At 59.6% G+C, this 23,523-nt stretch carries 20 protein-coding genes; 7 read left to right on the top strand and 13 right to left on the bottom strand.

Going from position 1 to position 23,523, the window contains the following annotated elements:
• Nucleotides 1–20 precede the first annotated feature (20 nt).
• Both N2601_RS26790 and ssuD read right to left on the bottom strand, forming a co-directional pair.
• Nucleotides 21–1,076 carry a hypothetical protein gene (locus N2601_RS26790; RefSeq protein ID WP_260304368.1) on the bottom strand — a complete coding sequence of 352 codons (1,056 nt, stop codon included), beginning with the start codon at nucleotides 1,074–1,076 and terminating at the stop codon, nucleotides 21–23.
• 320 nt (nucleotides 1,077–1,396) lie between these two features.
• Entirely contained in the window at nucleotides 1,397–2,560 is a 1,164-nt protein-coding gene (gene ssuD, locus N2601_RS26795) for an FMNH2-dependent alkanesulfonate monooxygenase (RefSeq protein ID WP_260304369.1), read from the bottom strand.
• A gap of 448 nt (nucleotides 2,561–3,008) precedes the next feature.
• Between ssuD and N2601_RS26800 the strand changes: the two genes are divergently transcribed.
• On the top strand, nucleotides 3,009–4,226 hold the full coding sequence (locus tag N2601_RS26800) for an SfnB family sulfur acquisition oxidoreductase (protein ID WP_260304370.1): 1,218 nt from the start codon (nucleotides 3,009–3,011) through the stop codon (nucleotides 4,224–4,226).
• 73 nt (nucleotides 4,227–4,299) lie between these two features.
• Here the strand turns inward: N2601_RS26800 and N2601_RS26805 are convergent, their stop codons facing one another.
• Both N2601_RS26805 and N2601_RS26810 read right to left on the bottom strand, forming a co-directional pair.
• On the bottom strand, nucleotides 4,300–5,508 hold the full coding sequence (locus tag N2601_RS26805; protein WP_260304371.1) for an acyl-CoA dehydrogenase family protein: 1,209 nt from the start codon (nucleotides 5,506–5,508) through the stop codon (nucleotides 4,300–4,302).
• Nucleotides 5,509–5,586: 78 nt separating this feature from the next.
• On the bottom strand, nucleotides 5,587–6,633 hold the full coding sequence (locus tag N2601_RS26810) for a substrate-binding domain-containing protein (RefSeq protein ID WP_260304372.1): 1,047 nt from the start codon (nucleotides 6,631–6,633) through the stop codon (nucleotides 5,587–5,589).
• Between the two features lie 232 nt (nucleotides 6,634–6,865).
• On the opposite strand from N2601_RS26810, the gene N2601_RS26815 reads away from it, so the two are divergent.
• From N2601_RS26815 to galE, 6 genes are all read left to right on the top strand, one after another.
• A complete protein-coding gene (locus tag N2601_RS26815) occupies nucleotides 6,866–8,350 on the top strand; it encodes a sugar ABC transporter ATP-binding protein (RefSeq protein WP_260304373.1) in 1,485 nt (494 codons plus the stop codon).
• Complete coding sequence (locus tag N2601_RS26820) at nucleotides 8,347–9,399, top strand: ABC transporter permease (protein WP_260304374.1); 1,053 nt, start codon at nucleotides 8,347–8,349, stop codon at nucleotides 9,397–9,399. Before N2601_RS26815 ends, N2601_RS26820 begins: the two co-directional genes overlap by 4 nt.
• A 17-nt stretch (nucleotides 9,400–9,416) precedes the next feature.
• Nucleotides 9,417–10,808: an LLM class flavin-dependent oxidoreductase gene (locus tag N2601_RS26825; protein ID WP_260304375.1), complete on the top strand. Its 1,392-nt coding sequence runs from the start codon at nucleotides 9,417–9,419 to the stop codon at nucleotides 10,806–10,808.
• A gap of 223 nt (nucleotides 10,809–11,031) precedes the next feature.
• Nucleotides 11,032–11,652: a DUF2799 domain-containing protein gene (locus N2601_RS26830; RefSeq protein ID WP_260304376.1), complete on the top strand. Its 621-nt coding sequence runs from the start codon at nucleotides 11,032–11,034 to the stop codon at nucleotides 11,650–11,652.
• A gap of 302 nt (nucleotides 11,653–11,954) precedes the next feature.
• Nucleotides 11,955–12,926: a UDP-glucuronic acid decarboxylase family protein gene (locus tag N2601_RS26835; RefSeq protein WP_104827424.1), complete on the top strand. Its 972-nt coding sequence runs from the start codon at nucleotides 11,955–11,957 to the stop codon at nucleotides 12,924–12,926.
• Complete coding sequence (galE, locus tag N2601_RS26840) at nucleotides 12,923–13,897, top strand: UDP-glucose 4-epimerase GalE (RefSeq protein ID WP_260304377.1); 975 nt, start codon at nucleotides 12,923–12,925, stop codon at nucleotides 13,895–13,897. The genes N2601_RS26835 and galE overlap by 4 nt, the downstream gene beginning before the upstream one ends.
• Before the next feature lie 3 nt (nucleotides 13,898–13,900).
• Here galE and N2601_RS26845 read toward each other — a convergent pair whose 3' ends face one another.
• From N2601_RS26845 to N2601_RS26885, 9 genes are all read right to left on the bottom strand, one after another.
• Nucleotides 13,901–15,130 (bottom strand): glycosyltransferase family 4 protein, encoded by a 1,230-nt coding sequence (locus N2601_RS26845; RefSeq protein ID WP_260304378.1) that lies wholly within the window; start codon nucleotides 15,128–15,130, stop codon nucleotides 13,901–13,903.
• A complete protein-coding gene (locus tag N2601_RS26850; RefSeq protein WP_260304379.1) occupies nucleotides 15,127–15,867 on the bottom strand; it encodes a class I SAM-dependent methyltransferase in 741 nt (246 codons plus the stop codon). The genes N2601_RS26845 and N2601_RS26850 overlap by 4 nt, the downstream gene beginning before the upstream one ends.
• Nucleotides 15,864–17,174: a glycosyltransferase family 2 protein gene (locus tag N2601_RS26855; protein ID WP_260304380.1), complete on the bottom strand. Its 1,311-nt coding sequence runs from the start codon at nucleotides 17,172–17,174 to the stop codon at nucleotides 15,864–15,866. The genes N2601_RS26850 and N2601_RS26855 overlap by 4 nt, the downstream gene beginning before the upstream one ends.
• Nucleotides 17,171–18,394, bottom strand: coding sequence for a glycosyltransferase family 2 protein (locus tag N2601_RS26860; protein WP_104827429.1), 1,224 nt, complete (start codon nucleotides 18,392–18,394; stop codon nucleotides 17,171–17,173). The genes N2601_RS26855 and N2601_RS26860 overlap by 4 nt, the downstream gene beginning before the upstream one ends.
• Entirely contained in the window at nucleotides 18,391–20,199 is a 1,809-nt protein-coding gene (locus N2601_RS26865; RefSeq protein WP_104827430.1) for an ABC transporter ATP-binding protein, read from the bottom strand. Before N2601_RS26865 ends, N2601_RS26860 begins: the two co-directional genes overlap by 4 nt.
• On the bottom strand, nucleotides 20,196–21,152 hold the full coding sequence (locus N2601_RS26870; protein WP_260304381.1) for a glycosyltransferase family 2 protein: 957 nt from the start codon (nucleotides 21,150–21,152) through the stop codon (nucleotides 20,196–20,198). Before N2601_RS26870 ends, N2601_RS26865 begins: the two co-directional genes overlap by 4 nt.
• A gap of 31 nt (nucleotides 21,153–21,183) precedes the next feature.
• Entirely contained in the window at nucleotides 21,184–21,306 is a 123-nt protein-coding gene (locus N2601_RS26875; RefSeq protein WP_260304382.1) for a hypothetical protein, read from the bottom strand.
• A gap of 128 nt (nucleotides 21,307–21,434) precedes the next feature.
• Nucleotides 21,435–22,445 carry a GlxA family transcriptional regulator gene (locus N2601_RS26880; RefSeq protein WP_260304383.1) on the bottom strand — a complete coding sequence of 337 codons (1,011 nt, stop codon included), beginning with the start codon at nucleotides 22,443–22,445 and terminating at the stop codon, nucleotides 21,435–21,437.
• A 39-nt stretch (nucleotides 22,446–22,484) separates the two neighbouring features.
• Entirely contained in the window at nucleotides 22,485–23,447 is a 963-nt protein-coding gene (locus N2601_RS26885) for an alpha/beta fold hydrolase (protein WP_260304384.1), read from the bottom strand.
• Nucleotides 23,448–23,523 lie beyond the last annotated feature (76 nt).

A 23,523-nucleotide genomic window follows, 5' to 3' on the forward strand; every position in this document is an offset into this window, starting at 1 on the left:
GTCAGGTAGAATTCAATCCATCACTTCCAGCTCGTGTAGTCTGAAGCGGTGCATCCGAAAGGCGCCCGTTGATCACCGAAACGCTTCTTGAGCTGATCGCACCCCCATCGGTTAAGGGGAGCCGGCATCATATTGTTGAGATCCATGGCAGGCGAAGTGAACTGCGAATCCGCACTGGTCACATACCAGAGCCAATAGCCAAAAACGCAGCCGACGATCAGCAGCACGACGAGGAAGAATCTGGCGAACCGCACCCAGATGGTCGGCCCTTTCTTTCTCTGCGCGAGGAGCTGCGGTGGACGCCCGCCGAGTTCGGCAACCAGCGGCGCAAGGGCTTTTACTCGCTCTTCCGCCGCCATATCAATCCGCTCCAGACGCTCATCGAGAAGCACCGGTAGAGCCGTGCCTCCATGCCACACGGCGAGTGCCACGGCCTTGCCGCCCTTTTCGCCGATGAGCAGAGGTTCCTGCCCGGGCTCGAATTGTGTCTGCGCCGTTCGTCCGGTCTTTCGGCCGGCTATCTTATCCGCATAAGTCACCGCCAATCGCTCGCGCCGCCGATCGAATGCCGTGATTTCCACCGGGACCGGCACGAGTTGAGCGGGATGGCGCAGTTGCCCGCGGACACGCATGGCGCGCAAGATCTGAAAAATTATGGTGATGGAGGCACCGCCGAGAACAGCAACGAAAACGACAAGCGTTATGATTCGGTTCCAGAGCATATCAATGCCGAGGCTAAGGGTCGCCAAATCCGGGTGGTCCCCGGAAATGACGAGATTCGTTTCATAATCACCGACATGGAGGTCGACAAACATGATCTCGACATCCTTGTCATAGGTCTGAGCATTGTACGTATAGTTGAGATGAGCCGAGCAGGTGGTGAAGAAGCCCTTTTGGGTCGAGCATTTTCCGTCGCGAATATCCCCGCTATCAAGCATGACGGGATTTTGATTGATCACCCAATCCCTCAGGATGCCCGGCACTTCATAAACCGCCATGAAAACGGTCAGGCCGATCACTATCAGCAACGAGAAGTAGCTGATTTTCGGCGTTGAAATCACGCCCTGAGCAAGCATGAGAGCTCTCTGGGGAAGCTGTATCGTCGGGGATGTGATCATTGTCAGCCTGAAACTCCGAGTGGTTGCGTAGGCATCCGCAAAGCAAGGGCGAAGCGGAAGCCTCGCAAAATCCTGGGGTTCGACTTTGCGCCCACATTTTTCAGCACGGAAAAATAGACATTTTTCCTCGAAGCTCAATATTCGGTTGTGTGACATCCACTGACTTCATGGGCGACCACAAGCATTTTGGCGGCCGCCGGCGAGCGAGGTCCGATGCAGTTTCGGACTCGGCCGGCGGTTCGTCCAACCGCAGTTCTACGACCTCTTCCCGTCCCGCCTTACTGCCTTTTGAATGCCGGCTTGTGATCACCGGCGATGGTCTCGCCAAATGGACCGGTATTGACCAATGAACTTGCGGCCTTGACGGGATGGGCAAGTGGCAGATGAGGCAGAACCAGTTCGCCGAAGCGATAGGCCTCCTCCAGATGCGGATAGCCCGACATGATGAAGGTATCGATGCCGATCTCGCGGTATTCTTCCATCCGCTGCTTTATCTGATCCGGGTCGCCGACGAGCGCGGTGCCTGCGCCGCCTCTGACCAGGCCGACACCTGCCCATAGATTTGGACTGACCTCGAGCTTGTCTCGCTGACCGCCATGCAAGCGGCTCATGCGGTTTTGGCCGACGGAATCCATTCGCTCGAACACTTTCTGTGCCTTGGCGATCGTCTCGTCGTCCAGAAATTGAATGAGGTCTTCAGCCGCCTGCCATGCCGCTGCGGCCGTCTCACGCACGATAACGTGCAGCCGGATACCGAAAGTAACCTCTCGGCCCTCCCTGTCCGCCAGCGCTCGCACCTCGGCGATTTTCTTCGCCACCTCTTCCGGCGGCTCTCCCCATGTCAGGTACTTGTCGATAGTGCGGGCGGCGATTTCCTGCCCGATGCCGGAAGAGCCACCGAAATAAAGCGGCGGGTGCGGCGTCTGATACGAAGGATAGAGCACCGAACCGTTTTCAATGTCGAAATGCTTTCCCTTATGGTTCACCGTCTCGCCACGCAGCAGCGCCTTGTAGATGTGGAGAAATTCCTCCGTGATCTCGTAACGCTCGCTATGCGCATAGTGGATGCCATCGCCTTTGTTCTCGACGGGATCGCCACCTGTGACGACATTGATCAGAAGCCGGCCCTCCGAGATGCGGTCGAGCGTCGCCGTCATACGCGCGGCGAGCGTCGGCGAAAGCAGACCTGGCCTCACGGCAATCAGATAGCGCAGCTTCTCCGTCAGCGGCGCCAGCGCTGAGGCAACCACCCAACTATCCTCGCAGCTTTTGCCGGTCGGGATCAGCACACCGTAATATCCAAGCGAATCCGCTGCTTGGGCCACCTGCTTCAAATAGGCGAGATCCACGTTGCGCCCGCCGAACGAGGTGCCGAGATAGCGGCTATCGCCATGGGTCGGCAAAAACCACAGAACGTTGACCTTTTCGGGAGCAGAACTCATCGGAATGTCTCCAGAATAAGCGAGTGCGCGCCCAGCAGCCTTGCGACCCCAAACCTTTTCGTAATGCTCATGTCAGACCCTCTATGCAAGATTTGCCGAGGGTATGAAGCTTCACGCTTAATACATAGAATTAGTGTTCTATTTTATCTGCAAATCGCGGAAGAAGATGGTTCAGGTGAGTACAATCGAAGCAACGGCATGCCGCGAGCGGAACCAGGCGCGCGAAGCTTGATGCTTTCTCAACGTCCTACCAAGGGATGCACGGATCGCAAGAAGGTCCGCGCAATCTCGATGGCCTGCCCCATCGTGCTCCATTGCGCCGCTCAACGTGTCGAGCACGGGCCGCCGGAGCAAGACTTTCCAAATTGCATTAAAACTATAGAAATTACCGCCTTAAGAAATGCGCCGACTTCGCGCACCTATTACCCGTTGTTTCAAGGAGGCCCCCATGACCGTAATAACGGGACGCATAGCGCCTACCCGTCTTGTGCCCACTCGATTGGAAAGCGACGAAGAGGCGATTGCGGCGGCCCGCACACTCGCCGATCGGTTCGCAGCGAGCGCCGCCCGGCGGGATGCTGATCGCATTCTGCCTTTCGACGAGCTCGATCAACTGTCACAGTCGGGGCTTCTCGCAATTGCCGTGCCCGCCGAATATGGGGGGCTGGACGTGTCGAATTCGGTGCTCGCCGAAGTGACGGCGATCATCGCTGAGGCCGACGGCTCCATCGGCCAGATCCCTCAAAACCATTTCTACATTCTGGAGGCGCTGCGAACGGACGGTAGCGACGAGCAGAAGCGCTTTTTCTTTGGCCGCGCGCTCGCCGGCGACCGCTTCGGTAATGCGTTGTCGGAGCGCGGAACGAAAACAGTCGGTCACTACAATACCCGGATAGTGTGTGACGGCTCCGGCTACCGCTTGAACGGGAGAAAATATTATTCGACCGGCGTGCTTTTTGCCGATTGGATCACAGTTTTCGCGCTTGATGCGGATGACAGGTTAGTCATGGCTTTCGTGCCGAAGGGGACGGAAGGCATAGAAATCATCGATGACTGGGACGGCTTCGGTCAACGCACGACGGGCAGCGGCACGACTGTTCTCAATAATGTTTACGTCAGTGCCGACGCGGTCGTGCGCCATCACAAGGGGTTCGAACGTCCGACGACGATCGGCTCGGTCGGCCAGATCATTCATGCCGGCGTCGATCTCGGTCTTGCGCGGGCCGCCTTCGCCGAGACGATCAGCTTCGTGCGCACCAAGTCCCGCCCCTGGATGGATAGCGGCGTGGACAAAGCGTCGGACGATCCACTGACGATCGCGAAGGTCGGCCAGATCGCGATCAAGCTCGAGGCCGCCGCCGCACAGGTCGAACGCGCCGGCACCAAGGTCGATGCTGCCCAGATCGAAACGACGGAAGAAAGGGTCGTCGAGGCGACGATCGCTGTTGCCGCCGCAAAGGTGTTGACGACGGAGATCGCCATCGAGGCTTCCAACACCCTCTTTGAACTCGCCGGCACCTCATCCGTGCAATCGGGCCTCAATCTCGATCGCCACTGGCGCAATGCCCGCACGCATACGCTCCACGACCCCGTGCGCTGGAAATACCATGTGGTCGGCAACTATTATCTGAACGGCGTCCTGCCGCCCAAGAACGGTGCTCTCTAATTCCTCCCCGGGCAAACGAAAGCCCCATGCCTGCCTTCAGGCATGGGGCTTTCGTTGAGGGCTGAGCCGCCGATCAGCTATAGAGGCTGACGTCCGGAATCTTGTCGTTCAAGACGAATTCGCCGACTTCCTTGGCTTTGTAGAAGACCGGGTCATGAAGCGTATGGGTGCGCACATTGCGCCAAAAGCGGTCGAACCGGTATTTGTCGGCAGTGGAGCGCGCGCCCGTCAGCTCAAAGACGCGAGACGTGATGTCGAGCGAGACATTGGTCGCGTGGACCTTGGCTGCATAGGCTTCGGCCGCCGCCGCGCCGCGTTCGCGGGCGGTGACGGAATGCCCCTTTGCAAGCTCCGTTTGAACGGCTGCGGCAGCACTGTCCGCCAAGGCCGTTGCAGCCTTTAGCGAAGCTGTGAATTCTCCGACACGTTCGAGAATATAGGGATCGTCGGCGGCGCGCTCGACGCCTGACGTGACCCAGGGCCGCGTCGTCGCGCGCACATAGTCGAGCGCTGCCTGCAATGCCCCTTCGGCTGTACCGAGATAGAAATTGACGAAGACCAACTGGATCAGAGGCGTATTGAAGGTCGAAAGCACCGGGGGTGCCGCATCCGGCGCGACTGGCTGGCCGACAAAATCCTCGGTATAGACAGGGAAGTCGCGGAAATCGACGCTGCCGCTATCCGACAGGCGCTGGCCGAAATTGTCCCAGTCGTCATTGGCGACATAGCCCGGCCGGTTCGTACGGATGGTGAAGCCGACGACCTTGTCGTCCAATGCGGCGTTTGCATTGATGTAATCGGAGACGTGGGCGGCCGTCGAAAAAGTTTTCCGCCCGTTCAGGACATAGCCATTACCGCGCCGTGTTAGAACCAGCCCCGGATCGCGCGGATTGACGGCGGCTCCCCAATAAAGGTTTTCCGCGACCGTCTCTTCGCCGAGTGCATTGGCGCGCGCGGGATCAAGCGCCCAATAGACGTACTGGCTGTTGACGAAATGATAGCCCAGGAGCTGCCCGATGGAGCTTTCGCCCCTGGCAAGTATGCGGACTAACCGCAGGCCATCGACCCAGTCCAGCCCGCCGCCGCCGATCTCCCGCGAATGCAGCGCGTTCAGCAACCCGGCCTTCTTGAGTTTGATGATCTCGGCAAGAGGAGGTCGGCCCTCGCGATCGAGTGCAGCGGCGCGCTTGGAAAGATCCGCAGATATCTCAATGGCACTGGCGAAAAGGTCCTTGCGTGTCGTGCCCGGATTGGTCGCGAAAAGGACGTTGGACTGGCTCATGGATAGAGAACTCCCGTTCTATGAAACAAGACCGGTGACGGTCGTGCGATCGTCACCGGAAGATCGATCTGGCCGAGCCTAGAAAAGCTTGGCCGGGATCCAGCTTGCGGTTGCCGCGTCGCTGGTGCTGAAAGCCGGAATTTTCTGCGCGAGCTCCTCGATCGTCTTGACGCCGGCTGCCCGCAGTGACTCCTGAGTCAGGAGCGCCGGCTTGACCGAGATCTGGTGAGGAACACCCTGCCCGGCGATCTGCAGCGCCGCGGCACGGACTGAGACCGCTCCGACCACGGCCGGATTGGTCGCGACCGTCGCCACCCAGGGGCTGCCATCCGCGGTGATCTCCTGGATATCGGCGGTCGATACATCAGCCGAATAAATCTTCAATTTGCCGGCAATGCCGAGGTCGGAAGCGGCAAGCTTTACCCCGCGGGCAAATTCATCGTAGGGCGCAAAGACGACGCTGATATCCGGATTGGCCGTCAGCGCGGCCTTTGCCTGGTCGGCCGTGGACGTTGCGGTCGTATCGCTGACATTGCCGAAACGGGCCTTTTCAACGACGCCCGCATTCTCGGCCTTGAACTTGTCCCAGATCTCGTTGCGGCGATCGAGCGGTGCAAAGCCCGCGACATAGACATAACCGGCATTGAACTTGGTGCCGTTGTCCTTGACGGCCTGTTTCAGGGCGAGGTCGGCAATCTCGTGGTCGCTCTGCTCGACCTGCGGGATTTTCGGATTGTTGAGATTGACGTCGAATGCGACAACCTTGATGCCCTTGTCGAGCGCCTGCTGCACGACGTCGCCAAGCGATTCCGGCAAACCATGGTCGATGACGATGCCGGACACACCGAGATTGATGGCCTGCAAAATCTGCTCACGCTGTTCGGCAGCATCCTGCCGTCCCGGGAAGACACGCAGGTCGATGTCGAGAGACTTTGCCTGCGCTTCGGCACCGGCCTGATAGGCCTGGAAAAAGTCGCCTGCCGATATGTAGCTGATCAGCGCAACCTTGACGCCGCCCTTGTCGAAGGGAGCAGGCGCGCCGGCAATGCCTCCGGCAACAGCAGCTTGCGTAAACAGGAATGGAATGGCAGCGGCAGACAGAGCGAGCTGTGCGAGGGGTTTCATTGTCGCGATCCTCTTGATCAATCAAATGCGTCGTCTCACGGGTCGGCAGCTCCAGCGGCGCAAATTTATTAGATATAAAGCCTATAAATTTAGTAGATTAAATCATCTGATTTTGGCGAAATTGCTAGATTCTTTGTTTCCTTCGGCTGACCGCGGCAGCAAAGCCTTGCCTGGAGATTCGAGGCTCGGCTGAGCAGTATCAAGGCTTCCAAACTCACCGGAATGCCGTCTGATGCCCCTGCTGACAATCGAAAATCTAACGCATAGCTTCGGCGCAACGCGTGCTCTTGCCGGCGCCGGATTGGCGATCGAACGCGGCGAGATCGTCGCACTGATGGGCGCAAATGGCGCGGGCAAATCAACGCTGGTGAAGATCCTCTCCGGCGTGATCGCAGCCGATGGCGGGGCGATCAATTTCAGCGGTCAGGCCTTCAAGCCGCGCAGCCCGTCGGATGCCGCGCGCGCCGGCATCGTCACGGTGCATCAATCCACGGATCTGATCGGAGCGCCGGGGTTGACCGTCGCCGACGCGCTCATGCTCAACCGATTTGCCGATCGAGGCACCCGCTTCTTCGTCTCGCGGCGCAGCGTTCGTCGCGATGCCCAGGCGATGCTCGACGCCGCCGACATCTCTCTTCCCCTCGATCGCGACTTCGGCGATCTCTCGGCTGCAGACCGCCAGCTCGTGGCGATCGCGCGCGCACTCGCCCACCGCGCCGAACTGCTGATCCTGGACGAACCGACGGCGAGCCTCTCTCTCCAGGAAAGCCGGCGGCTCTTCGATGTCCTCTTGCGGCTCCGCAGCGAAGGGCTCGCCATCCTCTACATTTCGCACCGCACCGCGGATATCGAAGCCATAGCCGATCGCGCAGTGGTCATGCGGGGCGGTCGCGTGGTCGGTGCCTTCGCTCGACCCATCGATTTTTCTGCCGCAATCGAAACCATGATCGGCCGGAAGCTGGATGTCGCTCAGGCGGATGCCAGGGAGATGACGGGCCCAATCGTCTTCGGGCTACGTGACGCGCAGCTCCTTCCGACGAGCGAACCCTTCGATCTGACGCTTCGCCAAGGTGAAGTCGTTGCAATCACCGGCGTGCTCGGCGCCGGAAAGAGCCGGTTGCTCTCTGCAATCTTTGGCGTTGGACGATTGGCGGGCGGTGAAATGTTTCTCGACGGCAAGCCGCACCTTCCAAGGTCGCCGGCGGATGCGATCGCTGCCGGCATAGCCATGGCCGCAGAAGATCGTCACCGTTCTTCGCTCATGCCTCCGGCCTGGCCCGGCAACTCGCTGGCCGCGACCATCAGCCTGCCGCATCTCGCCAGATGGTATCCGCACGGTCTCCTTCTCGGTGGCCGCGAGGAATATGAGGCCGAGCAGGCAATCCGTCGCCTCGGCGTCAAGGCGTCTGGCCCCCTCGCCTCTGTCTGGACGCTTTCCGGCGGAAATCAGCAAAAGACGGTGATCGCACGATGGGAAGCCGAGCCCAGCCGATTGCTTCTGCTCGACGAACCTTTCCAAGGCGTCGATGTCGGCGCCCGCCGCGACATCATCGCCGCAATACGATCCCGCACGGATCGTGCAACGCTAATCGCTACATCCGATCCCGAGGAGGCTTACGAAGTGGCCGACAGGATCCTCGTTATGGACCGCCACACGTTGCGGCCAGCTTCCGGCAGCGCGGCCGCCAATACCGTCATTCAAGGAATTTCAGCATGACGACGATCGACAATGACACACCAGCCAAGGCCACGATGCGCCAGCCGGGAAACGACAGCTATAGCTTCAGCGCCATCGGCGCGTTCCTGCGGGCCGGCGCCGTTTTCATCCTTCTTGCGGCGATGCTGGTCGGCTTTACCGCCGTCCAACCGGCCTTTATCAATATCAGCAATCTGATGAGCATCTTGCAGGCGGTCTCCGTGGTTGCAATCCTCGGCGCCGGCGTGACCGTGACGCTTGCCGTCGGCGGTTTCGATCTGTCGATCGGCGCTGTCGCCGCGTCGAGCGTGATGGCGGCGAGCTACGCAATGATCGTCTGGCATCTCAATGCCTTCGCAACGGTGCCGCTGGTGCTTGCCTTCGGCGCCATCATCGGTCTCCTCAACGCCATTCTCATCGTTCGCCTTCGCGTTCCGGATCTGCTGGCGACGCTTGCGATGATGTTTCTGTTGTCGGGTCTGCAACTCGTACCGACGGCCGGCCGATCGATCTCCGCCGGGCTCATTCTACCGGATGGCTCCAAAGCGACGGGCGCCTATGATCCCGCCTTCCTAACGATCGGCCGGTACAGCATTGCGGGCACAGTGCCCGTGTCCGTCGTACTGACGCTCGCCGTCGCGATCGGCCTCTTCGTCCTCACCGAGCGCACCCGCATCGGCCGGCTATTGTTTGCGACCGGCGGCAACGAGATCGCGACCCGGCTGGCAGGCGCCTCGACCGTGAGGCTGAAGACCCTTGCCTATGTCATCTCCAGCACGCTGGCGTCCCTCGGCGGCATCATCATTGCCGCCCGCGTCGGCCGCGGTGACGTCTCCTCCGGCGGATCGTTGCTGATGGATTCGGTTGCGGCAGCCTTGATCGGCTTTGCCGTCCTCAATCTGCGCCGTCCCAACGTACTCGGGACGATCGTCGGCGCCGTCTTCGTCGGCGTGCTTCTGAACGGCCTCACCATGCTGAACGCACCCTATTACACGCAGGATTTCATCAAAGGTGCCGTGCTCGTAGGAGCCTTGGCGCTGACTTACGGCCTCGGCCGCAGCAATCCTTAAATCCGAGGAGAATCAATATGACCCGAGAAATCAGGCTGAACGCCTTCGATATGAATTGCGTCGGACATCAGTCGCCAGGGCTTTGGAGGCACCCGCGGGACAGGTCCTGGACATACAAGGATCTCGATTACTGGGTACATCTGGCAAAGACGCTGGAACGCGGCAAATTCGATGGCCTGTTCATAGCCGATGTGCTCGGCGTCTATGACGTGCTGAATGGAAACGTCGATGCCGCGCTTCGCCATTCGGCGCAGGTGCCGGTCAACGATCCGCTGCAGCTCATTCCAACCATGGCTTACGAGACTGAACATCTCGGCTTCGGGCTGACCGCCTCGCTCTCCTTCGAGCATCCCTACACGTTCGCTCGCCGGATCTCGACGCTCGACCACCTGACCAAGGGACGCGTCGGCTGGAATATTGTGACCTCCTATTTGAACAGCGGCGCGCTCAACATCGGACAGCCGGCACAGACGAACCACGACGATCGCTATGATCTCGCCGAAGAATATCTCGAGGTCTGCTACAAGCTCTGGGAAGGGAGCTGGGAAGACGATGCAGTCGTGCGCGACCGCGAAAAGGGCATCTTCACCCATCCGGAAAAAGTGCATCCGATCCGCCATTCCGGAAAGTATTTCAACGTTCCCGGCATTCACCTGAGCGAGCCGTCGCCGCAGAAAACGCCGGTGCTCTATCAGGCTGGCGCCTCCAGCCGCGGCAAGGATTTCGCCGGGGCGCATGCCGAATGCATTTTCGTCGCCGCTCCCTCCAAGGCCGTGCTGAAGCGCTATGTCGCAAATGTCCGTCAGGCGGCAGAACGACTTGGCCGAAATCCGAGGGACATACTTGCCTTCAATCTGCAGACCGTCGTCCTCGGCGAGACGGATGCGGAAGCCCAGCGCAAATTCAACGAATATCGAAACTATGCGTCTTTCGAAGGCGCGCTGACGCTGATCTCGGGTTGGACCGGCATCGATTTCGGCCAGTTCGGCCCGGACGAAGTGCTGCGTCACCGCCATACCAATGCTGTCCAATCGGCCGTAGAGACCTTCACGACGATCGATCCGAGCAAGGAATGGACGGTCCGAGAAATGGCCGATTGGGTCGGTGTCGGCGGCTTCGGGCCGGTGTTCGTCGGCTCGCCTTCGACGGTCGCGGATCTCATGCAGGAATGGATCGAGGATACCGACGTTGACGGTTTCAACCTCGCCTATGCCGTAACGCCGGAAAGCTTCGAGGACGCCGTGGATCTGCTGGTGCCGGAGCTGCAAAGGCGCGGCGTCTACAAGACCGATTATCGGCAGGGAACGTTGCGCGAAAAACTCGGCGGTAGCGGGCCACGGCTCGTTGCGCCGCATCCGGGAGCGAGCTACCGCAATCTTCGTCCGACCTTTGCTCAATCGGCCGAATAGTCCCCTCGCAACACGGCAAGATCGCCATTCAGATCGCGCTGCGCAGGCTGATTCAGAAAGGCGGCGACCTCCTCCTATTCGACCTGACTATCTGCAGGAGATGGCCGCTGTAGTTTTGACACGTAAAAACCACAGAATTGCCAGATTCCAGCCATGGCTGCGGTGACAGGTGGGATTTTCGCAGTTACGGTGTGCTCCATTATTTTAGCCCTAATGGATCACTATGTTTCGCTTATTACTTTTACTTGCAGCCATCGGCTGCAGCCTTTTTCTGGTTTCCTGCAATACTCTTTCCAAGGAGGAATGTATTGCCGCCGACTGGCGGGTCATCGGTGAGACCGATGGGGCGGCGGGATATGATCCGCAACAGCGCTTCGCCGCCCACGCCAAATCCTGCGAGAGGGCCAAGATCGTGCCCGACCAGACGATCTGGTATCAGGGTTATCAGACAGGCCTCGTCCGTTACTGCACGCCGATGAGCGGGCTTGCGAGCGGACAGGCCGGCAGCGCCTATGCCAATGTCTGCCCGCCGGCGACTGCGGCAGGATTCCTGCGGGGCTATGGGCTGGGCAACCGGCAGCACTCGCTGCAATCGCAACTGAGCTCCATGCAGGACGACCAAAGATTCAAGGAATCCAACATAGACGCCCTTTCAAGGAAACTCAGGGAGGCAAAGGATCAGGACAGATCGGATTTGCGTCGACAGATCGAGGACCTGGAAGACCAGCTTCACGATATCCGCCGCAATCAGCGCGATGTCCAGGATCAGCTTGACCAGGTGGCCCGCGATATCGAGTGGTTCCAGCGCAATCCGGACGCGCCGCTGCCGGTACAGGGATATTGAGCCGACCAAAACGGCAACGCCACGGCTTGAGAAACTTCGCTCTGCCTCAGACTAACGTCCGGTTCATTATAGGACCTTCGTCCAAAGACAACAATCTTTGGTCCTAACGCCATAGATTATACCTACCGCTGCGCCACGTCTCCCCGGCGATGGAAGCGGCGGGCAATCCGACCGCCTTCGTAAAGCGTTGGAGAAGGGTCGAGAACATGAACGACGTCCTCAAGAACAGCATCGTCGCCCTGGTGCTTGCCATGGTTTCCGCCGGCGGCAACGTCACCGAACGAGCTGCGAGATAATCGGCCATGCAAACGAAGCGAATCCTAGTTACTGGTGGTGCAGGTTTCCTCGGATCGTTCCTGTGTGAACGGCTTTTGCAGGAAAAACATGAAGTTATTTGCGTCGATAATTTCTTTACGGGACGCAAAAGTACCGTCGCGCACCTGCTTGACGACAGGTCTTTCGAGATCATCCGCCACGACGTTACCTTTCCCCTCTACATAGAGGTCGATGAGATTTACAACCTCGCCTGCCCGGCAAGTCCGGTTCACTACCAGTTCGATCCGGTGCAGACGACGAAGACCAGCGTCCATGGCGCGATCAACATGCTGGGCCTCGCCAAGCGGGTCGGCGCAAAGATCCTCCAGGCCTCCACCTCCGAAGTCTACGGCGATCCCGAGATCCATCCGCAACAGGAGGATTATTGGGGCCGGGTGAACCCGATAGGACCGCGCTCTTGCTACGACGAGGGCAAACGCTGCGCCGAGACCCTGTTTTTCGATTACTGGCGACAGCACCGGCTCCGGATCAAGGTGGCGCGCATCTTCAACACATATGGCCCAAGGATGCACCCCGATGACGGTCGCGTCGTTTCCAACTTCGTCGTGCAGGCGCTGCAGAACAAGCCGATAACCGTTTATGGCAATGGCCAGCAGACACGCTCGTTCTGCTACGTCGACGACCTCATTGACGGCCTGGTTCGTTTGATGGGGACGAAGGACGAGATCACAGGCCCGATCAATCTTGGCAATCCGGCGGAATTTACGATGCTGGAGCTTGCCAATCTCGTCATAGAACTGACTGGAAGCCGATCGACGATAAAATACTTGCCCTTGCCTGCCGACGATCCCAGGCAGCGGCAGCCGGACATTGGCTTCGCCATGCGCGAGCTTGGCTGGAAGCCGAAGGTCCGGTTGCGGGGCGGGCTTGCCAAAACGATCGCCTATTTTGACGACCTGCTTTCGTCGGACCGCTCGCAGCAGGTCGCCGCGGAATGAGCACTGTCCTCGTCACAGGCGGAGCCGGTTATATCGGATCGCATTGCTGCAAGGCTTTCGCCGAGGCGGGCTGGTCGGTGGTAACCTACGACAATCTCTCCCGCGGCTGGCGTGAAGCGGTCAAATGGGGACCGCTCGTTGAGGGCGATATAGCAGACGCCGAGACAATGGCGGCAGCGCTGCGCCAGTACCGACCGGATGTGGTGGCGCATTTCGCTGCCTATGCTTACGTCGGCGAATCCGTCGAATTGCCTGAACTCTACTACCGGAACAACACATTCGGGACGTTGGTGCTCATCGAGGAGATGCTCAAGGCCGGGATCGACAGGCTGATCTTTTCAAGTACCTGCGCTTCCTACGGCATTCCGGTGCGCACCCCGATCGACGAAGAGCATCCGCAGTGGCCGATCAATCCGTATGGGTGGTCGAAATTCATGATCGAGCGGATGGTGGAGGATTTTTCGCGTGCCCGCGGCCTCAATGCGGTGATGCTGCGATATTTCAATGCAGCCGGCTGCGACCCTGATGGCGAGATCGGCGAACGGCACGAACCTGAGACACATGTCGTTCCGCTCGCCATAGAGGCGGCGATCAAACCAAGCCGGACCTTTACCATCAACGGCACCGATTTCGACACACGGGACGGCACCGCCATCCGCGACTACATCCACGTCAGCGATCTGGCGCATGCCCATGTCCTTGGGGGTGAAAAGCTATTGCGGGACCGAGGCGTGCATGTCTACAACCTCGGTACGGGCACCGGAACGACTGTCAAAGAATTGGTCGACGCCGTCGGCCGCGTTTCCGGACATCAACTTCCCGTTGCCTATGGTCCCCGCAGACCCGGTGACCCGCCAGCGCTCGTCGCAGCGGCCGGCAAGGCAGAGCGGGAGCTTGGATGGGTGCCCAGGCATTCCGATATCGACACCATCATAGAGACGGCGCTCGCCTGGTATCGCAGCCGGGTGTGACCCTTACCTTCGGGGCTTTGTCAGAAAATCATCGAGAGCGGCACCGACCGCCTCGATCGAGAATTTTTCTGTAACCCGTTTCCTGGCCGCCGTACCGAGTTGTGCTCGAAGCGCTCTATCATCTTTCAATCTCGCCAGGGCCTGCGCAATTTCCTCCGGCCGCTCCTGCCCCACCATCAGGCCGCCGGAGGCCTCTCCATCAGCCAGAATGTCCGGCAAACCCTGCGCGTCCGTGGCGACGACAGGAAGGCCGCAGGCCATTGCCTCCAATGGCGCGACCGGCATGCCTTCGATGCGGGAAGCCGTGACATAGGCATCCGCGGCCGAAAGCCAGCGCCGGATCAGAGGCCGGTCGGTCGTGTAACTGGAAAGCCATTGCACATTCGACAGGCCGCTTTCGCCAAGGAGCTTTGCAAACGCCTCGCTGTCCTGGCCCGAACCGATGATCACCAGCTCGCCGGTTGAATTGTCGGTAAAGCGCGCCCAAGCCTTCAGGAGAATATCGAGCCCCTTGCGGCGGATATCAATGCGCCCGTGATTGAAGACGATGAAACCATCCTGCGGCAAGCCAAAGCTTGCTCGCGCCTCCATGCGGTTCATCGCCCGCCATTCCCCGGTATCCAGCGGATTCGGGATATTCGCGATGTCGAGCGCAATGCGCGGATAGGCCTTGGCGAGGCGGTCGCGTTCCTCGGAGGAAGCGACGATGAGGCCGGAGCACGCGCGTAGGGAAAGCTGCCGCGCATCGGCCTCGATCCAGGACAGCGTACGATCTCCGCCCTGGAAGCTGGCGTAGAAAGGGACCTTCATGCGGCGCGCCAGCCATGCAAGCGCATCAAAGCGAATATATTCATATTCCTGGGCAAGCAGCACATTGCATCGGGAGCGGATGAGTATCTCGCGGAAGGCTGCGAGCGGCGTCGCGGCCCAGCGCCGCAGGCTATAGGCGGCGGGAGAATGGCCCTGCCGGGACCGCCTTGCCGGGGCGACCCAGATAGGCGTGCCTGTGCCGGAATGCACGTAGCATTCAATTCTGCTCACCCGCTCGGATGCGCAGACAATGATGGGCTTGTGGCCCACCGAGCTCAGCGCGGCGGCATAGCCGAACAGCCAACCTCCCGTCATCCGCTCGACGAAATCCTGGAGTTCGAGCCCAATCGGCTCGAGAAATTCCTCGATCACGTCACCCCAAGGAAAGAGGGCGATCACCCGCGGCGTCCGATGACCGGTCATTTGCGCCAGGCGAATGCTGTCTCGGTACCCCGCGTGGAGGGCCGGTGCATCAGATAACCAATGGCCGTTACAGGAGCCGCGAGCGCATAAAGAACTTTGCGGCGGCGGCGTCCGAGGTGCGAAAACGAGACGTCATGGAAGAACGCCGTCGCGGGATTGATGAACGTGGCACGCCGTTCCGGCGGCCTGTCGAAAAGAGCTGTGAGTTCCGGGTCCTTATACCCACGCCTGACATGTCCCCACTCGCGCATCAACTCGCTCTCATGCGGGCAATGGCGTTTCATGGCTCCGAAATAGGGATAGTGCCATTTGGATTCAGGGGTGGAGATGAGGACATATCCGCCCGGCCGCACTACCCGCAACGCCTCATGTGCGGCGAGGCGATCGTCCCTGATATGCTCCAGCACGTCGAACAAGGTGACGATATCAAAGCTGCCGTCGGCGAAGGGCAGCGAACAGGCATTGCCGCAAATGAAGGTCGATCTCGCCCACGAGGGCTGGTGCTCGCCCAGTTCCGGGTCGATGTCGAGCGTGACGATCTCTGCTTCCGGGTAGAGGATGCTGGCAAGGCCGCTGCGACCTCCGCCGATTTCCAACACGCGTCCGAAGCCGCCGGTTTCGGTCGGGGCGACACGATGGATGGCGCGCATCTTCTCACGATAGAAGAGGCCATCCGTCAGACCATTCGGATAAGGGTTCCCAGACAGGAACCGGCCAAGCGGCGCCTTCTTGATCATTTTGCTATTCCCTTCGCATCACCAGCGGCTACGCGCATTGGTATCCGCCGCTTTCTCCAACCGAAGCGTAGAAGAAACGGCAGCCCGGCCAACCATCCCCGCATTTCTGAGGCCAAAATTCCGAGCCTGCCCGGTTGACCCTCGAAAAGCGTTTTGACGAACGTCTTCAGGAAGTAGACCGGCAGTTGCTTGCAGATGCGCACGATGTTTCCACGATCGCCGAAATTGTCGTATTGCACGACAAGCGCCGCCACATGGCCTTTCATGTAGGCGCTCATCTGCCGCTTGAGGCCCGGCCAGTCGCTTCGATGGTGATGGAAGACGACGGCCCGCGGTTCGTAGAGGCACGCCCCGCCGGTCGCCAGAAGCCGGTACCAGAGTTCTGAGTCTTCGGAGCACCCCGCAGCTCCTGCGCCGAGGCGTTCGTCGAACAGACCGACCCGCTCGAATACGGATCGTTGAAAGGCCATGTTGGCGCCTGCGCCCATCTTCCACACATGCGCCCCGCTCGGCCGCGTCTCTTCAAAGAAGCGACTGTCGAAGGTGAGCGGCACGAAAGTGGTCCCGAAGCCGCCCATGGTGAACTGAAAGCAGCGTTGCGCTGGTGTGTCGAGGCGCGCCGGCAGCACCAGACCAGTGAGCGCATCCACATCCCGGTCCGCAAAGGCGCGCGCGATCTCTGCGGTCCAGCCGGGATGGACTTCGACATCGTCGTCGGTGAAGGCGACGATATTCAGCCGGCTTGCACGAATTCCCGCGTTTCTGGCACGGCTCAAGCCGGCCTGCGGCTCATGGACATAACGAACGCCAGGGAACTCTCCGCACACGCCCTTGGCATTTCCGTTGCTGGAATTGTCGACGACGATAATTTCCCCTGGGGCACTGCGCTGTGCTGCCACGCTGCGAAGGCAGTCAGCCAGCGCCGGATCGCGATCGCGCGTGCAGATCACCACGGAGATGTCATGCGCCGAAGCGGAAGACGCGGTTGCGAACTCATCGAGGCTTTCGATCAGATCTTCCGCTTTCAGCGCGGCCTCAAGCGAGAGTGCGCGTTTGGGCCATCCTTCGTAGGTGGCGCGTAGTGGCGCACCAAGGTTGATGCTGCGCGCTTCCAGTTGCGCGGCTGCATATTCGGCAGTGAGTTGGCGCAACTGGGGGATTCCGTAAGGCAGTTCGTCTTGCAGGGATGCCCGTGTTCCAAGTGGCAGGTCCTTCCACCAGAAGATGGACAATGCTGGCCCATTCTCTACGGGCGCATTGGCGACAGCAAGATCGATATGCCGAACCTCAAAGCGCTCTTTCATCATGGGTTGCGCTCCCGGATCGCCTGGATGCGCGCGCGCGAGCGGTCGTATTCGCCCGCAAGGCCGTAGATTCCGCCCCACAGCTCTGCCATGCCGAAACGCAGCTCGTGGCCGCGAAATCGTCTTGCGGCGCGAGCAAGCGCCTTCAACTGATCGTAGAACCACCAACAGACTAGGGCGCGATGCTGCGCGCGCATTTCATCGTCGGTGCGATAGCTTTTGACGAGAAATGCCATCATGCCGAGGCCCCACGTCCAGTATTGTCGCCTGAGCTGCGGAATGGTTTCGCGATGCTCGTGATAGACTGCGTATTGCGGCTCATAGATCATGGGGCGGCCCGAACGCAGCACGCGGTAAAAAATGTCGAGATCGCCGCCGCCAGGCAGCGGCGCTCCCGTATCAAGCGCTTCATCGAAGCTGCCAAGCTGGATCAGCAGCGCGCGATTGAAGGCCATATTGCAGCCGGCACCGAGAGTGCCGGACCCGACGGGATGGAGTGGATTGTCGAAACGGGTTCTGTGAAACTCCCTTCGAGCAAAACCGCGGCCAAACCCTCCTCGTCGTTCGAAAAAGATCTGCGCCTCGGTGTCGAGGCGATATGGGAGCACCAGGCCTGTGAAACCACCGACGCCAGGATTCTCACGACAGGCCTTGGCAAGACCTGCGAGCCAGTTGCGGTCCACCACGACGTCGTCATCCAGATAGGCGATGATATCGCCGCTGGCCGCATGAAGGGCCGCGTTACGGGCAAAATCCAGTCCCGCCTTCGGTTCGAAAACATAACGGATATCCCTGAAACCCGCGACGGCCTCGCGTGTAGCCGCATCCACCGAAGCATTGTCGACCACGACGATTTCGACGAATTGGAAGGAATGGTCGCCTCGAACCCGATCGAGCGAGCCTAGCAGCCGGGAAAGACGCTGCGCGCGATCCTTGGTACAGATCGCAATGCTGAGGCTCGGCAGCGCCGCTTCCTCCACCGGCTGCCGTTCTCTCAGCTCCTCTTCCAGCTTTGCAACGACGATGCGCCCGGCAAAGCGCTCGTCGGCAAGCGCTTTCAGCCTTTCGACCGTCATCACCGATCCGGCCGATAGTTCGATCATTTCGAACCCAATCAATCGTCCCTGCCATCGGGCGATGAGGCCGACCCCGTTCTGCTCGGTCGAGAGCTCGATCGGCGCCAAGGGTTCCGACAGTTCGATGTCAGTAAGCTTGTAGCTCATCGATTAATTTCCATTGTGGCGGCACGGCCATGTTGAAACTCGTGGAGCCGGGAAAAATGGCCGCCTCGTTTGAAGAGCTCTGCCGGCGAGCCAGTCTCGATTACGCGACCCTTCGACATCACGATGATCTGGTCGGCGGCCTGAATGGTCGAAAGCCGGTGAGCGATCACGACAACGGTGCGGTTATGCGAGTATTCGTCGAGCGCGAGCTGAAATGCCTGTTCGGTCTCGACATCGAGCGCGTTCGTGGCCTCGTCCAGCAGCAGAATATCGGGATTGCGAAGCATGGTCCGGGCGAGCGCTATGCGCTGCCTTTGTCCGCCCGACAGACGCATCCCCTGGTCGCCGATGCGCGTCTCATAGCCATCTGGAAGCAATCGGATGAAATCGTCCGCCTTGGCGATCTCGGCCGCCTTGCGTATCTCCGCCCTGCCGGCCTCAAGGTCGCCATAGGCAATATTGGCCGCGATCGTGTCGTTGAAGAGATGGACTTCCTGCGACATGAGCGACAGGCGCCTTCGCCAACTGCGGAGTTCGAATTCTGGAAGGCGCACCCCATCTGCGACGACCTCACCGGACGTGGGATCCATGAAACGAAAAAGCAGAGCCATGACCGTCGATTTGCCTGCACCCGACTCTCCGACGATCGCCGTGGTTTTGCCTGCGGGAACGCTGAAGGAGATGCCCTGCAGGGCCAGCGGCTGGTCGGGATCGTAGCGGAAGGAGACGTTCCGGAACTCGACGGCCTTGTTGAGCGCTGCTGCCGGTAGAAGCCCGTGGGCGAGAAAGGGTTTCTCCGTCCTGCGCAGAAAATCGTCGACGTCGTCGATGCTGCCGGCAAGACCATCCAATGCGATCTTCGACTGCAACAATTCCCGGGTCGGACCTTGAAGACGGTAGAGCAGCGAGAGAAAGGCGGCCAAGGCGGCAATGCCGACGTCTGTCGACTGAGCTATAAGAACGAGCGCGCCGATCAGCATCGTGATCGATATTTCCGAGACCGGTGCAGGAGTAGCCCATAGCATGTCGAGTTTCAGGAGACGTCGCCGCACCGTGTCTGACGTCTGCAGGAAGCGATTGCGTTCATAGTCTTCCTGGGCGAAAGCGCGGATCAATTGCAGCGCGTTGATGCTTTCCCACATCCTGAGGCCGAACTGCTTGTTCTCTTCGACAACGGCCTTGCCGGTCTCGTCGGCGCGGCGCGTCGCCAGGCGAATGGCCATCGCGCCGAAAAGCAGAAACATCATCGAGAAAAACGTCAGCCGGACGGAAATCAGGAGCATCAGCAGAACAAAAACGACGAACGTGCAGAAACAGATCATCAATCGATAGGCAAGGCTCAGCCCCTGGCTGACCTTCCAGGTGTTGTTGGCAATCGTCGTGATGATGTCCGAACGCTTGTTCTCGACCCTGTAGTCGATGCACGAGCTTATTGTCTGATCGAAGACCTTCGCCCGCAATTGATGTGCGACCAGACCGTCCACATACCGGGTCACCCAGGTGTTGATGAAATGGACCACATTTTTGAGGAGAATGGTGACGCACAGAACTGCGACCAGGAACGCCGTCAAATGGTGTTCGGGAATGGACGCCAGCAGTTGGCCGAAAATCGCCTGCCATCTGCCCGGCTGCGGCGCCAAAGCGCCGAGGCTCTGAATGAGAGGAATGAAAAGGAAAAGACCGGCACCCTCGAGGACCGCCGCGGCCAGCCCGAGCCCCACGATGGTCGGCCCAGCCCAGGCAGGTGCCGCTGCCAGACGGAAAAGCCGTCGCAAGCTCGTGAAGAATGGCGCGACGACCATCATCGGATCGTTTCCATATAGAGAGGGCGAAACTTCCCGTTCTGGCTTCGCAAGCGCTTCAGCCGAGCCTTGATCCAGTGGGGAACCAGCCTAGCTCGACAATACACATTCAGCATGTTCGGCATGCTCGAAATCGCCAGGCGTGGTTCTAACACCAAGAATTTCTTCAACAGATCACAGCCGTCGAAAAATCGTCCGCCGACGAACCCCCTCACTGCGAGCCAATGGATCATGTCGGCCAGATGAGCGTCTAGGTCGGTGCCATACCCAGGATATTTCTCGCGAAATTCATCCAAAACGATTTCGCACGAACGAAGCATCTGCATGACATCGCTGGACATATTCGTGTTAGTCATGCGGTAGCCCACAAGATGTTGCGGCACCACGCGAAATTCGTAATTCTCCGCAACTCTGAGGCACATCAGCAGGTCCTCGCAGCCTTGAGCCTTGCGCGCCCTCAGCGAGGGGTCGAACCCGCCTGCCTTTTCGAACGCGGAACGACGCATGAGCATCGAGCTGCCATTGCCGACGAAATTCTTTCTGCACATGCGCTGGAGTACATCTCCTTCGGCGGTCGGCCGATTGTAGAGCGAGAACACGCGGCTATCCTCGTCGATGAGCGCAAACCAGCAATAGGCCAATCCGGCCGACGAGCCGCCCTTCTCAAGCGCCTCCCGCTGAAGCGCGATCTTCGACGGCGCCCATAGATCGTCCGCATCGACAAAGGCCAGAAACTCTGCGTCGGTCGCAGCCGCTCCGTTGTTGCGTGCTGCCGCGACGCCGCTGTTGGACTGATGGATGATCCGGATCCGCCGATCCTGCTTCGCATAAGCGGCCGCGATCGACGCCGACCTATCCGACGAACCGTCATCGACAATGATGATATCCAGCGCCTCATGGGTCTGCCGACAGATACTGGCCAAGGTCGCGCCGATCGTTCGTTCGGCATTGAACATTGGCACTACCACCGCAACGATGGCACTTCGCTCACTTGCCACAATCAATGCTGCCCCTGACAACGGTGTCGGCAAACCCAGTGACGCCGCCGACGGAACCTGTAGCAAGCACCGGGGCGAGGACGCCGTTTTTGAGGACGCCGTTCATGTTCATCCAGCTTCTCCATGCCTGACGAAGGCGGTGGGATACCCCCGCCGCTTCCATCGCCGGAAAAAGCTGGCGCAGCACCAGGCATAATCTATGGCATTCGGACTAAAGATTTTCGGCTTCAGACATAAGTCCTATAAGGAACCAAGACCTTGGTCTGAGGAAAAACGAATATCTGCCATCGATTTCCGACGCTCTTCGCTGGGGCTATGTCCGAACAGGCGACGGTAGGCGCTGCCGAGGTGCGATGCCGACACGAAACCACAGCGAAGGGCAATTGCCGCAATGGTCTCGGAACTCTCTTTGATCAGTCGGCGAGCCGCGTTCAGCCGGACATTGAGATAGAAGCGCTGCGGCGTCATTTCGAAATGCTGATGCCACAAGCGCTCCAACTGCCGACCGGAAAGATTGCTCCTTTTCGCGATGTCATTGATCGGAACGATATATTCGAGGTTCTGCTCCATGATGCCGATCGCGGCTGCGAGGCGGGCGTCGTGTATATCGTAGCGCCATTGGATCGCCATCCTCTGTTGCTCTTCCGGCCCTCGGATACGGGTGTGCAGAAACTGCTCGGCCGTGTCGGCGGCGAGCTGAGCTCCGTGGTCACCCGATATCTGCGCTAGCATCAGATCGATTGCGGCGGTACCGCCCGCGCAGGTCCAGCGGTTCCCGTCCCGGACATAAAGCTCGCGGGTGACTTCGATGTCTGGAAACTCTTCGGCAAACTGCGGAAGGGATTCCCAATGAAGGGTACACCGCTTGCCGGTCAGCAACCCCGCCCGCGCGAGAATGAATGTGCCCGTACTCAACGCTCCGATAGGCATCCCGCTTACCGCAAGTTTCCGCAGGAATTGCAGGATCGGTTTTGGTCGCTTGCTTTCGATATCGAGGCTGGCGACAACGAACAATCTATCGAGCTGCGGGGTCTCGCTGATCGAGATAGTGCGCGTTTCAAAGCCGCTGCTCGACGTAATTATACCGCCTTCCTCCGAGAGGAGGCACCAGTCATATAGCTTGCGACTGGCTAACCTGTTCGCTGCGCGGAGTGGTTCGCTCGCCGATGCGAGCGCCATCATGGAAAACTGCGGAAGAAGTAGCAATCCGACGCGTATCGGACGTCCTTCATCGATACCCTGCTGCATCATTCCCGCCGGACGCCTTCTCCCCCGCCAATTCATCCAGTGTCAGGCAGAACGGATCGCCTGGTCAATGTCCTTGATGAGCTGGTGGAAGATGGGATTGTCGGTCTGGTTCTGCTGGCCGTGCATCATGCCCTCGATGATAAGCGGCTCGTCACCTGCGCGGCCGGGATAGAGCTTCTGTAGGCGGCTCGACTCTTCAGGCATGTGTAGAGTGTTCTGAGCGCCATGCACGATGAGTGCCGGCGGAAAGCCGCTGGCGCCATTGAGGCTTTTCTCAGGGTCGAAGCCTACATACTCCTTATAGGACTTCGCCGTCACATGACTGCAACCCGGCCAACGATCGACGCCGCCAATCTCGGTGTATCCGCCGAGCTGGCGATCGACATATTCCTGCGTGTCGGTATCGAGCGGGTAATAGCCGAGTTTGGTCGCCTCGGTTCCGGTGTCGAACGGCAGGATCGCCGCATCGTCCGCCAGCCTCTTGATCGCAGCGTCCGCACCCGACTTGTCCGCCCGAAGATCCTGAAGGGCCGCAATGCTGGTGTAGTTCATCGGCACCCAAAACGCGATCTGCTCCTTGCCCTGCTTGGCCAGTTCAACGACTGCCGCAAGGCTGACGACCGAACCCATCGCCCAAGACGCGACGACGGGCATTGAACCGAAGTTTTCCCTCGCCCACCGCACGGCAGCCAGGACCTCGGCCGTCTGATCGACAAGGCTGACATTCGTTACGGTGATACCGTCTTTCTTCGCAGTGTTCCGCACATCCCTGTTGGTGAAGAACCCCGCGACATCATAGGTCATCACCCGATAGCCGCGCTCGGCCAAGGCCCGGCCAAAAAGCTGGCCATACATCGAAACGCCGCCCGTAAAACCGGAGTTGAAAACCACCGACGGCAGGCTCCTGTCCGGTGAAGCCGGCTGAAACACGCTGCCGGCCAGATTGATCGTCGCGTCATTGTACGCAACGGGAAATGTGATGTTTTCGACGATGATGTCCGTCATGGTTTCACTTTCTTCTGGACAAGGGAAAAGGTCGTTCGCCGCAGCGTTCAGCAGCCGAAAGACAGGTATGTCAGTG

This window comes from Rhizobium sp. CB3060 (genome assembly GCF_025200735.1).
Classification (GTDB): domain Bacteria; phylum Pseudomonadota; class Alphaproteobacteria; order Rhizobiales; family Rhizobiaceae; genus Rhizobium.

Excerpts from the sequence above, each read along its gene's own strand:
- N2601_RS26885 (WP_260304384.1), bottom strand. The coding sequence starts at position 23,447 with ATGACGGACATCATCGTCGAAAACATCACATTTCCCGTTGCGTACAAT.
- N2601_RS26820 (WP_260304374.1), top strand. The coding sequence starts at position 8,347 with ATGACGACGATCGACAATGACACACCAGCCAAGGCCACGATGCGCCAG.
- ssuD (WP_260304369.1), bottom strand. The coding sequence starts at position 2,560 with ATGAGTTCTGCTCCCGAAAAGGTCAACGTTCTGTGGTTTTTGCCGACC.
- N2601_RS26805 (WP_260304371.1), bottom strand. The coding sequence starts at position 5,508 with ATGAGCCAGTCCAACGTCCTTTTCGCGACCAATCCGGGCACGACACGC.
- N2601_RS26860 (WP_104827429.1), bottom strand. The coding sequence starts at position 18,394 with ATGAGCTACAAGCTTACTGACATCGAACTGTCGGAACCCTTGGCGCCG.
- N2601_RS26880 (WP_260304383.1), bottom strand. The coding sequence starts at position 22,445 with ATGATGCAGCAGGGTATCGATGAAGGACGTCCGATACGCGTCGGATTG.
- galE (WP_260304377.1), top strand. The coding sequence starts at position 12,923 with ATGAGCACTGTCCTCGTCACAGGCGGAGCCGGTTATATCGGATCGCAT.
- N2601_RS26870 (WP_260304381.1), bottom strand. The coding sequence starts at position 21,152 with ATGTTCAATGCCGAACGAACGATCGGCGCGACCTTGGCCAGTATCTGT.
- N2601_RS26815 (WP_260304373.1), top strand. The coding sequence starts at position 6,866 with ATGCCCCTGCTGACAATCGAAAATCTAACGCATAGCTTCGGCGCAACG.
- N2601_RS26790 (WP_260304368.1), bottom strand. The coding sequence starts at position 1,076 with ATGCTTGCTCAGGGCGTGATTTCAACGCCGAAAATCAGCTACTTCTCG.
- N2601_RS26825 (WP_260304375.1), top strand. The coding sequence starts at position 9,417 with ATGACCCGAGAAATCAGGCTGAACGCCTTCGATATGAATTGCGTCGGA.
- N2601_RS26845 (WP_260304378.1), bottom strand. The coding sequence starts at position 15,130 with ATGACCGGTCATCGGACGCCGCGGGTGATCGCCCTCTTTCCTTGGGGT.
- N2601_RS26875 (WP_260304382.1), bottom strand. The coding sequence starts at position 21,306 with ATGAACATGAACGGCGTCCTCAAAAACGGCGTCCTCGCCCCGGTGCTT.
- N2601_RS26855 (WP_260304380.1), bottom strand. The coding sequence starts at position 17,174 with ATGATGAAAGAGCGCTTTGAGGTTCGGCATATCGATCTTGCTGTCGCC.
- N2601_RS26810 (WP_260304372.1), bottom strand. The coding sequence starts at position 6,633 with ATGAAACCCCTCGCACAGCTCGCTCTGTCTGCCGCTGCCATTCCATTC.
- N2601_RS26800 (WP_260304370.1), top strand. The coding sequence starts at position 3,009 with ATGACCGTAATAACGGGACGCATAGCGCCTACCCGTCTTGTGCCCACT.
- N2601_RS26835 (WP_104827424.1), top strand. The coding sequence starts at position 11,955 with ATGCAAACGAAGCGAATCCTAGTTACTGGTGGTGCAGGTTTCCTCGGA.
- N2601_RS26865 (WP_104827430.1), bottom strand. The coding sequence starts at position 20,199 with ATGATGGTCGTCGCGCCATTCTTCACGAGCTTGCGACGGCTTTTCCGT.
- N2601_RS26830 (WP_260304376.1), top strand. The coding sequence starts at position 11,032 with ATGTTTCGCTTATTACTTTTACTTGCAGCCATCGGCTGCAGCCTTTTT.
- N2601_RS26850 (WP_260304379.1), bottom strand. The coding sequence starts at position 15,867 with ATGATCAAGAAGGCGCCGCTTGGCCGGTTCCTGTCTGGGAACCCTTAT.